14 protein-coding genes are annotated in these 12,512 nt (G+C 39.3%); 3 read left to right on the top strand and 11 right to left on the bottom strand.

The window, feature by feature from the left end; all coding sequences use genetic code 11:
• Positions 1 to 27: 27 nt before the first annotated feature.
• Positions 28 to 402, top strand: coding sequence for a TIGR04086 family membrane protein (locus ACQKKO_RS13825; RefSeq protein WP_498648129.1), 375 nt, complete (start codon positions 28 to 30; stop codon positions 400 to 402).
• A gap of 50 nt (positions 403 to 452) precedes the next feature.
• Here the strand turns inward: ACQKKO_RS13825 and yajC are convergent, their stop codons facing one another.
• From yajC to ruvA, 6 genes are all read right to left on the bottom strand, one after another.
• Positions 453 to 710 carry a preprotein translocase subunit YajC gene (gene yajC, locus ACQKKO_RS13820; protein WP_498648127.1) on the bottom strand — a complete coding sequence of 86 codons (258 nt, stop codon included), beginning with the start codon at positions 708 to 710 and terminating at the stop codon, positions 453 to 455.
• Between the two features lie 87 nt (positions 711 to 797).
• The gene (gene tgt, locus ACQKKO_RS13815; protein WP_498648125.1) at positions 798 to 1,937 is read right to left on the bottom strand and encodes a tRNA guanosine(34) transglycosylase Tgt; all 1,140 of its coding nucleotides are present in this window, start codon (positions 1,935 to 1,937) and stop codon (positions 798 to 800) included.
• A gap of 17 nt (positions 1,938 to 1,954) precedes the next feature.
• Positions 1,955 to 2,980 carry a tRNA preQ1(34) S-adenosylmethionine ribosyltransferase-isomerase QueA gene (gene queA / locus ACQKKO_RS13810; RefSeq protein ID WP_498648123.1) on the bottom strand — a complete coding sequence of 342 codons (1,026 nt, stop codon included), beginning with the start codon at positions 2,978 to 2,980 and terminating at the stop codon, positions 1,955 to 1,957.
• Positions 2,981 to 3,056: 76 nt separating this feature from the next.
• Entirely contained in the window at positions 3,057 to 3,269 is a 213-nt protein-coding gene (locus ACQKKO_RS13805; protein ID WP_498648121.1) for a DUF2905 domain-containing protein, read from the bottom strand.
• Complete coding sequence (gene ruvB, locus ACQKKO_RS13800) at positions 3,266 to 4,267, bottom strand: Holliday junction branch migration DNA helicase RuvB (protein ID WP_498648117.1); 1,002 nt, start codon at positions 4,265 to 4,267, stop codon at positions 3,266 to 3,268. The genes ACQKKO_RS13805 and ruvB overlap by 4 nt, the downstream gene beginning before the upstream one ends.
• A gap of 18 nt (positions 4,268 to 4,285) precedes the next feature.
• Positions 4,286 to 4,894, bottom strand: coding sequence for a Holliday junction branch migration protein RuvA (ruvA, locus tag ACQKKO_RS13795; protein WP_498648115.1), 609 nt, complete (start codon positions 4,892 to 4,894; stop codon positions 4,286 to 4,288).
• 134 nt (positions 4,895 to 5,028) lie between these two features.
• Between ruvA and ACQKKO_RS13790 the strand changes: the two genes are divergently transcribed.
• Positions 5,029 to 5,283 carry a hypothetical protein gene (locus tag ACQKKO_RS13790; RefSeq protein ID WP_498648114.1) on the top strand — a complete coding sequence of 85 codons (255 nt, stop codon included), beginning with the start codon at positions 5,029 to 5,031 and terminating at the stop codon, positions 5,281 to 5,283.
• A gap of 192 nt (positions 5,284 to 5,475) precedes the next feature.
• Here ACQKKO_RS13790 and ACQKKO_RS13785 read toward each other — a convergent pair whose 3' ends face one another.
• Positions 5,476 to 6,555 carry a response regulator aspartate phosphatase gene (locus ACQKKO_RS13785; protein WP_498648113.1) on the bottom strand — a complete coding sequence of 360 codons (1,080 nt, stop codon included), beginning with the start codon at positions 6,553 to 6,555 and terminating at the stop codon, positions 5,476 to 5,478.
• A gap of 163 nt (positions 6,556 to 6,718) precedes the next feature.
• On the opposite strand from ACQKKO_RS13785, the gene ACQKKO_RS13780 reads away from it, so the two are divergent.
• Positions 6,719 to 7,810 (top strand): metallophosphoesterase, encoded by a 1,092-nt coding sequence (locus ACQKKO_RS13780; RefSeq protein WP_498648111.1) that lies wholly within the window; start codon positions 6,719 to 6,721, stop codon positions 7,808 to 7,810.
• Positions 7,811 to 7,846: 36 nt separating this feature from the next.
• On the opposite strand, the gene ACQKKO_RS13775 is transcribed toward ACQKKO_RS13780, so the two are convergent.
• From ACQKKO_RS13775 to ACQKKO_RS13760, 4 genes are all read right to left on the bottom strand, one after another.
• Positions 7,847 to 8,326, bottom strand: coding sequence for a hypothetical protein (locus ACQKKO_RS13775; protein ID WP_498648109.1), 480 nt, complete (start codon positions 8,324 to 8,326; stop codon positions 7,847 to 7,849).
• A 367-nt stretch (positions 8,327 to 8,693) separates the two neighbouring features.
• Positions 8,694 to 9,176, bottom strand: a complete 483-nt coding sequence (locus ACQKKO_RS13770) for a GNAT family N-acetyltransferase (protein ID WP_498648107.1) — start codon at positions 9,174 to 9,176, stop codon at positions 8,694 to 8,696.
• On the bottom strand, positions 9,173 to 12,070 hold the full coding sequence (locus tag ACQKKO_RS13765) for a DEAD/DEAH box helicase (RefSeq protein ID WP_498648106.1): 2,898 nt from the start codon (positions 12,068 to 12,070) through the stop codon (positions 9,173 to 9,175). The genes ACQKKO_RS13770 and ACQKKO_RS13765 overlap by 4 nt, the downstream gene beginning before the upstream one ends.
• Before the next feature lie 28 nt (positions 12,071 to 12,098).
• On the bottom strand, positions 12,099 to 12,494 hold the full coding sequence (locus ACQKKO_RS13760; RefSeq protein WP_498648104.1) for a (deoxy)nucleoside triphosphate pyrophosphohydrolase: 396 nt from the start codon (positions 12,492 to 12,494) through the stop codon (positions 12,099 to 12,101).
• Positions 12,495 to 12,512: the final 18 nt, after the last annotated feature.

The raw sequence follows: 12,512 nt of genomic DNA, 5'->3' as shown, positions 1-12,512 counted from the left end.
AGGTATGTAAAAGAAGGAGGCTACTAAATGAATAATCGTCTATTTTTCCCAGCAGTATTTAGTGGATTAGTTGTCATTATGGCAGGCGCTATTATGGCCAGTTTGTTGCTAGCTAGCTTTTTAAGCTTGACAAGCTATACCGAACAGTCCATAAAGTGGTTGATCCTATTTTTATCATTTCTTTGTTTATTTATTGGTGGATTTGTATCTGGGGCAAGAGCCAAAACCAAAGGATGGTTAGCTGGTGGACTTACCGCGTTACTTTTTACAACCGTTGCTTATCTGATATCCACACTGGGATATGAGGTGGCCTTTACGAGTACACAGTTTATGCTTCATGGCGGATATCTATTAACTGGTGCTGTAGGAGGAATGATTGGAGTAAACTTAATGAAGGCTTAACCATAAAAAAGCACAAGCTGAGATGAATCAGCTTGTGCTTTTACACTTTATTAATCTTTAGAAATATCACGAACAGCTGAGCGATCAAACGTTAGCTTGCGATTATCGTTTACTAGAAGGATAACCGTATCCTCGTCAATCGCATCAATCGTTCCGTGAAGACCTCCGATTGTAACAATTTTGTCTCCGCGTTGCAGTGAGCTGTGCATCTCACGCACTTGTTTCTGACGTTTTTGTTGAGGTCTAATTAAGAAAAAGTAGAAAACAACAATCATCAGCACGATGGAGAGTAGTGGTGCTAGTTCCATTTATATTTCCCCCCTTTCTGGTGTATAAGATGTCAGCTGTTCCAAACAAAGATCGAAAAGGCTATCATCTGTTTCACAAAATTTCAATTAGAAGTTTTTAGCATCCGCCTTATTGAACCCATACTGCTCAAAAAATTCTTCCTTAAAGTCGAGCAACCTGTCCTCCATAATTGCTTGGCGAACGTCCACCATTAAGTTTAACAGGAAATGCAGATTATGATAAGTAGTAAGTCTAAATCCGAACGTTTCTTCACATTTAATTAGGTGACGAATGTATGCTCTTGAGTAATTCTGACAAACATGGCAGCTACAATTCTCATCAAGCGGGCCAAAATCACGAGCATACTTTGCATTACGAACGACAAGTCGTCCATTACTTGTCATACATGTTCCATTTCTGGCAATACGTGTTGGCAATACGCAATCAAACATATCGATTCCACGGATCGCTCCATCAATTAATGAATCTGGTGAACCCACTCCCATGAGATAACGAGGTTTGTCAAAAGGAAGTAATGGTGTCGTGAATTCTAGTGCGCGGTTCATCACGTCTTTCGGTTCGCCAACAGATAATCCACCAATAGCGTACCCAGGAAAATCAAGAGAAACGAGATCCCGAGCACTCTGCTTACGTAAATCTTCGTATTCTCCACCTTGCACAATTCCAAATAACCCTTGATCCTGCGGTCTAGCATGCGCTTCTAAACAACGCTCTGCCCACCGACTTGTCCGTTCCACAGACTTTTTCATATAATCATGCTCAGCTGGGAATGGTGGACATTCGTCAAATGCCATCATAATATCAGAGCCTAGAGCATTTTGAATGTCCATAGCCCCTTCTGGACTTAGGAAAAGCTTTGCACCATTTAAGTGGTTACGGAATTCAACACCCTCTTCAGTAATCTTACGCAAGTTACTTAAACTAAATACCTGAAAACCGCCAGAATCCGTTAAAATCGGACGATCCCAATTCATAAACTTGTGTAAGCCACCTGCTTCACGAATAATTTCATGACCAGGTCTAAGCCATAAATGATACGTGTTACTTAAAATAATTTGCGCATCCATTCGATGCAAATCCTCTGGACTCATTGTTTTTACTGTTGCAAGTGTTCCAACCGGCATAAACATCGGTGTTTCAAAGGTACCATGTGGTGTGTGAACTTTTCCAAGTCTTGCACCGGATTGTTTACATGTTTTGATGTGTTCATATCGAATAGCTGTCATACATTTGTCCCCTCTTGTTACTTAATCAGCATCGCATCGCCAAAGCTGAAGAAGCGATAGTTCTCTTGTACGGCGTGAGCATACGCACGTAATATGTTTTCGCGTCCTCCAAGTGCACTCACAAGCATCACGAGTGTTGACTTAGGAAGATGAAAGTTTGTAATTAACGTATCGACTGCCTTAAAGGTATATCCAGGATAAATAAAGATATCAGTCCACCCTGATGCTTCCTTAAACTCTGCTTGAGCCGATGCAATGGTTTCAAGCGTACGAGCTGAGGTTGTACCTACAGCGATAATTCGCCCCCCTCGCTCCCTTGTTGCTTGAAGGTTTGCGGCAGTCTCAGCAGTCATTTGGTAGAATTCAGAATGCATTTGATGCGTTTCAATGGTATCCACACTAACCGGACGGAACGTTCCAAGTCCAACGTGCAGTGTAATAGGAGCGATGCTCACTCCTTTTTGTTTCAATTGATCCAATAATTCATCTGTAAAATGTAAGCCGGCCGTAGGTGCCGCAGCAGAGCCAATATTTTTAGAGTAAACCGTTTGATAACGTTCGCGATCATCTAGCGTCTCTTTGATATATGGTGGAAGGGGCATTTCTCCAAGCTGATCGAGCACTTCGTGAAAGATCCCATCATAGCTCATCTCAAAATCTCGACCGCCCTGATCTCCTTCTGATACACACGTTGCTTTAAGTAAGCCGTCACCAAACTCAACCACCGTACCAACCTTCACCCTCTTTGCAGGCTTCGCTAACGTCTCCCAACGATCACCTTCTACCTGTTTAAGTAGAAGCAGCTCAATCACTGCACCTGTATCCTTCTTCGCACCACGGAGTCGTGCAGGCATCACACGTGTATCATTAATGACTAACGTGTCGCCTGACTTAAACTCATCAACGATGGAAGAAAAAGTTCGATCCTCCGTTTGACCTGTTTCTTTATTTAAAACAAGCAAACGAGACGCCGTTCGATCGAGAAGCGGCGTCTGCGCAATGAGTTCATCTGGTAAATCAAAATCGAAATCTTCTACATTCATATCTATGTCACCTTTTTATCTAGTCATTCATAAGTCCTTCATTAGAATAACGGACTTATCTTGTCAAATCAAGCTCTTACCGTCTAAAGAGAAAGAGCAACAAACTAAGAACAACACTCACAACGATAGACGTCATTAGCGGAAAATAGAACGTCATATTCTCACGTTTAATCACAATATCACCAGGTAGCTTTCCAATAGGCAGAAATTTACCCCCTACATACCATAGCAAGCCTACAATCACTAAAACGATACCAGCTATGATCAGGAACTTGGGTGCCTCATTCATTCTCCTGGCACCTCAAGTTGAAAATGTTCATAACACGAATGTGTAACAACCCGACCTCGAGGCGTACGCTGGATAAACCCAATTTGTAAAAGATAAGGCTCATAAAGATCTTCAATCGTATCTGACTCTTCCCCAATGGTTGCAGCGATGGTATCCAACCCTACCGGCCCACCTTTGAACTTTTCAATCATTCCACGAAGTAGTTTATCATCAATGTGATCGAGACCCAGCTTATCTACTTGGAGTCTTTCAAGGGCACCCGTTGCTAGTTCATACGTAATAATTCCTTCACCATCTACCTGTGCGAAGTCACGTACTCTTTTTAACAAACGGTTAGCAATTCTTGGTGTGCCTCTCGCACGACGTGCCAGCTCTTCTGCGGCACCTTCTTCAAGCTCCGTCACAAAAATATCAGCTGTACGCCGGATAATGTCCGCTAACTCGTTTTCGTTATAATATTCTAATCGTTCAACGACTCCAAATCGATCACGAAGCGGCGCAGAAATCATTCCCGCCCGAGTAGTCGCACCAACCAAAGTAAACGGCGGCAAATCAAGTCGAACAGACCTGGCCGTTGGTCCTTGCCCAATCACAATATCTAAACAAAAATCTTCCATCGCTGGATACAGTACTTCTTCAACAGAGCGATTCAATCGGTGAATCTCGTCTATGAACAACACATCACCCGGTTCAAGAGCCGTAAGAATCGCTGCTAAATCTCCCGGTCGCTCAATCGCAGGACCAGAGGTTGTTCGCATTTGTACGCCCATTTCCGAGGCAATAATGGCCGATAATGTTGTTTTACCTAATCCAGGTGGTCCGTGTAACAACACATGGTCCAAGCTCTCTTCTCGCATCTTAGCCGCTTGAATATAGACCTCAAGGTTACGTTTAACCTTTTCCTGACCAATGTATTGACTAAAGCTCAGGGGCCTAATTCCGCCCTCAATTGAATCCTCCAACGGTTGGCTTTCGGCTGAAACTAAGCGTTCTTCCATTTGCTCACGCTCCTTTCTTTAACGTTTAAGGAGAAGTTGAAGCGCCTTTTTAATATACTCATCAATTTCTAACGTTTCCTCTTCTAGCTTAGGTCTAATTTTCTTTAATTCTCGATCTACATATCCAAGTGCTTTCAGAGCTTCAAATGCTTCATCTAAGGCATCTGTTTTTGGCTCGCTATATGGTGTGAATAAGTTTGGCTCTTTAGATGGCATTTCATCGGTAAAATCAATCAGCTTTCCTTTTAGATCTAAAATAATCTGTCTGGCTGTCTTTTTACCTACACCAGGGAATCGAGTGAGTAGAGCTTCATCCTCTTCCTCAATGGCTGCTACCACATGTTCTGGCTGACCTGATGCACAAATGGCTAGCGCTCCTTTTGGTCCTATACCAGAAACGTTTAGAAGCTTTTCAAAAAGCGTACGCTCCTTACGCGTCGGAAAGCCGAATAGACGAATCTGGTCTTCTCTCACATAATGATGTGTAAAGATCTGAATCGTCTTATGTAGCTCGTGTTGATATATATATGGGTTAGGACAATATAACTGATAGCCAAGCCCATGATGATCAACGACCACATACTGTGTGTCGATTGCAACAAGTGTTCCTTTTACGTAATCAATCAAAAGTAGAACCTCTCCTATGCGAACATTTATTTCTATTTTAGCACATACCCCTTGTTCGGTCACACCAGAATTCAGGTGTGAATACGCGCGAAACGGGTATGGAAGCATATGGATGAAACGAAAGGAGACTGCTCATGTTTAGACGGGATATGGAAAATGCCTTAATGACACTCCAGCCTAAGGAACGTTTTTACCGAACATTACTCTTAGTTCCGTTTATTCTCATTCTAGTTGCCCTGATCTTTATTGTGCCAGGAGGAAACTGGAATCTCCCTGTAAAAATCATTGTCTCTGGCATTATGATTGCCTTAGTAATATGGCGCTTAATCGTTAATTTCCGAAGAGCAAAAGCACAGCTCGAGCTTGAAAAAGAAGAAAAAAGCAAATAAAAAGCGTCCTCGCGAAAGGACGTTAAAAAGGAAATACAACCTATGGTTTCTATCTTCCAGTATCGACTTTACCTGTAATGCTTACATCCTGGACCGAATTGTTATCAGCAGCATGCACATGGTGAGAGAATCCTGTTGAAATACCGATTAACAAAATGGTCAAACAAAGTGCGCTTGTCCATTTCTTAATAGTTAATCACTCCCTAGTGTAAATTGAAGAACATTCATATCACGAGCTATCTTCATATACTTCAACGCCAATTCAAAATCTCCTCTTTTTTCATAAAAATAGGCGATTTCCTCGCAAACCTCTGACGCATCAAAATATAATTCTTCTTGGATTAGCATTTGAACGCCTTTATTTACAGCTTCCTCGTCAGGATTGACATGTAGATGGCGACAGATTAAACATCTTGCTTGATATTCAACGTTTTTATGTTCAAATGCTAACTCTTCTGCTTCCAAAAGCAAGCTCTCGGCACCTTTTTCTCCTAAACGTAATGTAATAAAAGCCAGGTCTGCTTTTGTTTTTATACTGACAATTGATTCTTTATGATCTGGAATGGCAAGAGCCTTCTCCATATAATACTTTGCTTCCTCTTGAAGGTTTTGCCGTAATCGATTAATTCCAAGCCCTCGTACAATGAGAGAATGCGCATAAGGAAGATCAAAAGAATCTTTCATAATACGTTGGTATCTGACTTCCGCTTCATCATATCGAACAATTTCCGTGTCAATGGCCGCTAAAACGAGTTCAGCGTATAGAACCTTTTCTCTATATGATTCATCTTTTAAGAAGATGGACAATGCCATTTCCAAATAGGAAACGGCAAATGTATATTGATTAATTCGGTAATACCCTTCACCGATTCGTTGATAAAATTCGGCCCGTTCATAATCATCTGTCACATGCTCAAGCAAGGCCTCGGCCCTTACATACAATCGGATCGCTGATTTAAAACGATTATGATAAAATTCGTTTTGACCGTTCATAAAATAGTACAAAAACTCTAAAAAGGGGTCAGGTTGATGTATGGTCACAACAGATGAATCTGAGTGATTTCCACTTCTAGACTCTTGTAGTAACAGTTGATGTCTGAATTCCAGCAATGAATAGTAGGCCAAGACTTTATCACTTTGTTCCATGTCTGATAGCATCATTGTAATTTCTTCTTTTATAGCAATGGATTTATCTATCTCTCTAGCGATCATAAAGCTATACCATTCTGCGCACTTTGCTCCAACCATAGCCGCCGATATTGCTGTTCTCAAACAACCACCTCCCTGCATCTATTATACCGGTAAAATTTTCATATTGACAATCACTAAGTTTTGGAAAATCTTCACTTTTTCTTGCTTGTTCATTCTATCCTGTATGACTAACATTCGTTATACTAATTAAGAATCATAGAACGTAAATGTCAGGAGAATATGAATGAATACTACTTTAGGACTTATCATCTTTATGATTGTGTATGCAGCAATCAACTTTTACATCGGATACAATGGTTGGAAATGGGCCAAGGCAACGCTAGGGTTTAAATGGTTCAAAACCTATTGCGTGATACTTGTGTTTCTGTCCTCAGCTTATATCTTGGCCATGTTCCTCACTTCAAGGACCCTAGAATTAATAGGTGGCTACTGGCTTATTATCTTCGGTTACTTATGTGTCCTGCTTCCCGTTATTAATCTAGTATATTTTCTAACTAAAAAGAATTACGCATGGAAAAAATGGAGTGGATATGTGACGCTTTCATTCCTTCTGTTTGTGATGATCTACGGTTCATTTAACGCATGGAACCCAACCGTAAGAAACTATACGATTGAGCTAAATAACCCGACTAAAGAAATAAAAGGAGAAGAAATAAAGCTTTTAATTGCAGCAGACCTACACCTTGGTGAAGTCATTGGGGAACGACACCTTGAGCGATTTGTGCAACTAGTTCAAGAAGAACAGCCCGATCTCGTACTCCTTGCTGGAGATATCATTGAAAACAGTTTTACCCCCTATATGGCTAATAATTTAACAGAAACAATGAAGCAACTAAAAGCTCCTCTAGGGGTGTATGTGTCTCCTGGTAACCACGACTACTATGGTGGCGATCTATTCTTATTACGGGATGAGTTTAAAGACATCGGCTTTGACTTTTTAATGGACGAAGCCGTAACTGTAAATGAGGACTTAACAATTATTGGCCGAAAAGATGAAACGGATGAAAATAGACGATCGATCTCTTCCTTAATGGAAGATGCAGATGATTCATTACCAGTAATCGTTATTGATCATCAGCCAAAAGAGATTACCGAAGCCCATGCGGCAGGTGCGGACCTTATCGTTTCAGGTCACACACATCGAGGCCAGGTGTTCCCTGCAAATCTGATTACAAGCATGATTTATGAAAATGATTGGGGCTATCTCCAGCGCGATCAGCTTCATTCGTTTACAACATCCGGTTTCGGTTTCTGGGGACCAGCCATTCGAATTGGCAGCCGTTCTGAAGTGATGTCAGTTACGCTTCAATATTAAAAAATTCAGCTCTCTCAAGTGATTGAGAGAGCTGAATTACTTCTTTCCTTGCATGAAAGCAGACCACACGAGAAAATAAACAGGATACAGCACAGTCATTATACTGAGTACGATTGCCATCGTTAAAGGAATTGCCTGACTTTGACCCACGACAGAATGAAGAAAAGCCTGATTTGCAAACAAGAGACTTAAACTCCCGCCGTTTTTTAAAATCAAACTCATCCGCCTACCCTTTGCGTACATTACCTGTTTGTTCTCCTCAGTAAGGCCAATGTAATTAAGGCGTTCAGGGTAACGAGTGAGTCTATGTATAAACAACCATAATCCGATTGCAAGCGTCGGCAATAACCATAACAGCCACTTGCTTTCTGTATCATTAGATTGGATCGGGACCTCTTGTGAAAGTTCAGGCCAGTAAGTTAGAAGATTAACCATATGGGATAAGAACCAAAGTAAGGTTAGTATGGCTAGTGACGTTTCAAGGAGATGATTTTTAGAAAGCTTGTTTCCAATCAAGATGTCCCCACCTTTTTCAGTTATATACAAAAGAAAATTGTCTTAACACGGAGGCTAATTAATATTAACAGTATACGAGATCAACACATTAACCCTCTATCTAGAATAGAAACCTATCGTCTTAAAATCAAAGCTAAACGGAACAAATGGTTAAAATGGATTGGATTCATCTTATTCTTTGGGTTCGCTCTTGCAATAGAGTACTATACAAAAGAATTCCTGCCAAAAGAAGACGGAGCTTTTATTTATTTTATTGGTGTGATCATTAGATCAATGACACATATTACACTGGGTTCGTTATTTTATTTGCATGTTATAAAGAAAAAATAAGGCGAGCGTATCCTAACTCGCCTTATTAACACATGAGTTAACTAATCACAGAGTTAAAAATCCTCTCCCAATCTATCTCACGCTCCATTCTTCTCTCTGGCTCTTGCAATGGCTTAAAACCAAACTGCTCATACAAACCATGAGCATCATTTGTCCCCAAGTTAAAGCGAGTGCCACTAAGCTTTGGGTGTTCAACGATTACACTAACTAACCACTTACTCAAGCCATTACCGCGAAACTCAGGAAGAATAAAAACATCACATAACCAAGAGAAGCGAACCAGATCAGAGATAACCCGAGCAAAGCCAATTAGTTTAAGATCTCCTTTATCTTCTTCGTGACTATAAACGCCATAACAAAGTACAGAGTTCTGAATGGCCTCGATGATTAGTTCCTTTGGTGTATCGTTTGGCCACCAATAAGAATCCGTTGTCAAAAAACGGTGAATGACTTCGGTGTCGAGTTGGGTTTTATCCGTAGAAATAAGAAATGGACCTTTAGTGTGGGTTTGAGATTTCAATGATTTAACGTCCCTTCAACTAAATATGAATAGAGTTTATCCTCAACTTTATTTTCAAGAATTAAGTCCATATGAACGACGTCAAGCAATTGGCCATCTTTACCCGGCATTTTTGTGTCCACTGCGCTTTCTTTTGCATAATGTGCCGTACCTAAGTAATAGAAATCTGTTCCTTCATCGTTATCCTTCTTAACAAATAAATGTAAGTCAATGCTCGCTTCTTTCGCTTGCATGATTTCGATGACTTCTTTCGATGCTTTTGTTCGTTTACTTCTTGTACTCCATCTCAACACTTCTTGATTTAAAAATTCTTCATTATAACTGATACTCTCATCGATATCTTCTTGTTTGTGATACGTTACAAAAATAGGACATGTCTGATGTTTAGTCTTATAGCCATAAATCGTTGAACTTTCATCATCTTCCCAGTTTAATAGCTTACATGCATCCTTACGAGAGTATTTTTCATACAAGGTTAGTGGTCGAACGTTTGAATACCTTTGATTTTTAATACGAGCGCTACTTAGTATATCCTTCATCAATTGATGAAGATAATAATTTGTTGAAATGCAATTAAATATTTTTTTACTAAAGGAATATCCTTCGCCTGAAGTAATAACTATTGGTTCTTCTCCGTATTTTTTTCGATACACTTGAGCATGGAAAGTTAAATCTAAATGCCTCTGTATGGAATTTAGGGTTTTATGATCTGTTTGTAAGTTATGTGTTATAAGTGCATGTTTGAATTCAGAATGAGTTACAACTTCATTTTTTAAAAGCAATTCAAGTAAAATTACTTCATGTAACCTTTTTCCATTTAAAATTTCTTGAGAAAGCATCGTCAACACTTGCTTCTCATACCCATCCAAAAATGGGATTTCTTCCTTCACTTTTTCTAGATATTCATAGTAATTACTTTTTCCAACTAAAACCTCCGGATCCACCGAATGATGTTCAAGAAAGTCTTTAAGATACGGCACTCTTCCTAGCCTGTTTTTCAATTCAATGTATGCTTCCTTTAATACCTTCATAGTAGATAATTTGCTTGTATCAATTGAATTGAAAATTCTACTTTTAGCAATAGCCTCAAAATTAATTGTAGACACGCCTTTAATATAGCTTGTATCTTTGGTCTTTCTTCTAATCGTATCTTTGTTCAAGGATTGATCTCCTGACAATGCGACTGGTATAAGATAATTGGTTTTGTAATTACCTATAAAATCAATGATTGTCACATATTCTTTTGAAGAATGTTTTCTCAGCCCTCTCCCCAGTTGTTGAATGAAGATGATGCTAGATTCTGTTTGACGAAGCATTACCACTTGATTCACACACGGGATGTCTATTCCCTCATTAAATATGTCCACAGTGAGGATGTAATCTAGTTCACCTGCTTCAAGTTCTTTTACTCTTTGTTCACGCTCACTTTGAGAGTGCTCACCTGTTAGCGCAGCCGTTCGATATCCATATATATTTAAAGCATTTGACAGGGAGTGCGCTTCCTCCTTACGACTGCAGAACATAAGACCATGTACACGCTTCCCAGAATATCCATAATAGTTTATTTTCTCAATAACGTGTCTCACACGTTCTACGTTCACTAATTGATTAATTGATGTTAAATCATCAATAACTGAACCATCAACCTCCAGCTCGGTCACACCAAAATAATGAAATGGGCAAAGCATTTCTTCTTCTAGAGCTTCTTGAAGACGTATTTCATACGCAACATTATAATCAAATAATGCATAGATATTATAATCATCACTGCGCTCAGGAGTGGCGGTCATCCCCATTAAGAAGGCAGGTTCAAAATAATTCATCACTCTTAAATATGAAGAAGCACCAGCTTTATGTACTTCATCAATTAATACGTAATCGAAAGTATCAGAGTCAAACTGGCTTAAGATATCAGGCTTTGAGATCGTTTGAATGGTTGCAAACAGATACTTTTTCTCTAAGTCTCTGGAAGTACCACTCAACACACCAAATTCTTCATCAAACCCGCCAAGTACACGTTTATAATCTTCTTTCGATTTGAGCAAAATTTGTTCACGGTGGACAATAAATAGCATTCTCTTAGGTGCAAACCTTCTCACATCAAATGCAGAGAGATAGGTTTTCCCTGTTCCTGTAGCTGAAATGATAAGACTCTTTCTTTTTCCCTCACTTCGTATGGCTTGGATCTCCATTAATGCAGATTCCTGCATTTTATTAGGTTCAATACGAAGCGCTTCTTCAATTGAATTTACATACTGTCCTGGCATTTCAATGACTTGTTCAATTTCTTGTCGTTGTTTTTCCAACGCGTAATTTTTTTCGTACGTTTCTATCCACGAACTAGTTAAGCGATCGGACATACTCCATACATGTTCAAATTGATCTTGAAAATGATGAATGATTTCTCCGTCTACATGGGACGTAAGCTTAACGTTCCATTCATAGTTAACTTTTAAAGCATGAGCGGTTAAGTTAGAGCTACCTACTATTAAAGAATAGTGAGTATCTTTCTCAAAAATATACCCTTTTGCATGAAACCCTTTAAGGGTAGTTAATCTCACTTCTACATTTTCAAGTTTCTTTAATTCTCTAAAAATTTTTGGTTGATTAAATGTCAAATACGTTGAAGTTAATATTCTTCCTTTGACCCCTTTTTCTTTTAAATCCCATAAAACAGACTTCAGAGTAGCCAGACCACTTTCAGTAATAAATGCTACTGAAAATAAGAATGATTGACTACTTTCAAGCTCGCTGACTAACGTGTCTAATACCGTTTTACTCACACTTGAATGGTTCACTAACAATTGAGGATGGTAGGTTGTAGCTTTTGTATGATGCTGATTGACAAACCCTTTATGTAAAGATGCCTCTAAATTCTCCAAGAAGTTAAACATATTCACCCTACCTAACTCTGTCTTTAAATCATCTCATCTGATTTATTATCTTTTCAATTGCAGGAATATCGGCTGGTGCCCAGTCTAGTTCATTCAGTTTAGTAACAGGTAACCACCTAATTTCATTATGTTCGGTTAAAACAGGAGTTCCCTTTAATAGTTCACAGAAAAATGTTGTTAAGTGAACAATCCCAAAGTCATATTCGTATACAGTCGTTTCAATCTTATCGTTTATTTTAATTTCACAATTCATTTCTTCTTTAATTTCTCTTGCTAGTGCTTCTTCTGGAGTTTCTCCCTCTTCTATTTTCCCGCCAGGAAACTCCCACTTATATGGTAGTGCTTTTGAATCTCCTCGCTGTGCGCACAAGATAAGTTGTTCTTTAACTATGACCGCTCCAACCACGTATATATTCTTCTTCATTTTTCACTCTTCCTTTTT

The sequence above is a fragment of the Alkalihalobacillus sp. NPDC127517 genome (genome assembly GCF_050276055.1).
Taxonomy (GTDB): Bacteria; Bacillota; Bacilli; order Bacillales; family Bacillaceae_D; genus Alkalicoccobacillus.
Note: the sequence above shows the minus strand (reverse complement) of the source record. Positions and strands in the feature narration are given on the sequence as shown.

Bases quoted from the DNA above. Each gene is read 5' to 3' on its own strand.
- ACQKKO_RS13805 (WP_498648121.1), bottom strand. From the start codon at position 3,269: ATGAATGAGGCACCCAAGTTCCTGATCATAGCTGGTATCGTTTTAGTG.
- ACQKKO_RS13790 (WP_498648114.1), top strand. From the start codon at position 5,029: ATGTTTAGACGGGATATGGAAAATGCCTTAATGACACTCCAGCCTAAG.
- ACQKKO_RS13765 (WP_498648106.1), bottom strand. From the start codon at position 12,070: ATGTTTAACTTCTTGGAGAATTTAGAGGCATCTTTACATAAAGGGTTT.
- ACQKKO_RS13825 (WP_498648129.1), top strand. From the start codon at position 28: ATGAATAATCGTCTATTTTTCCCAGCAGTATTTAGTGGATTAGTTGTC.
- ACQKKO_RS13780 (WP_498648111.1), top strand. From the start codon at position 6,719: ATGAATACTACTTTAGGACTTATCATCTTTATGATTGTGTATGCAGCA.
- tgt (WP_498648125.1), bottom strand. From the start codon at position 1,937: ATGACAGCTATTCGATATGAACACATCAAAACATGTAAACAATCCGGT.
- yajC (WP_498648127.1), bottom strand. From the start codon at position 710: ATGGAACTAGCACCACTACTCTCCATCGTGCTGATGATTGTTGTTTTC.
- ruvB (WP_498648117.1), bottom strand. From the start codon at position 4,267: ATGGAAGAACGCTTAGTTTCAGCCGAAAGCCAACCGTTGGAGGATTCA.
- queA (WP_498648123.1), bottom strand. From the start codon at position 2,980: ATGAATGTAGAAGATTTCGATTTTGATTTACCAGATGAACTCATTGCG.
- ACQKKO_RS13760 (WP_498648104.1), bottom strand. From the start codon at position 12,494: ATGAAGAAGAATATATACGTGGTTGGAGCGGTCATAGTTAAAGAACAA.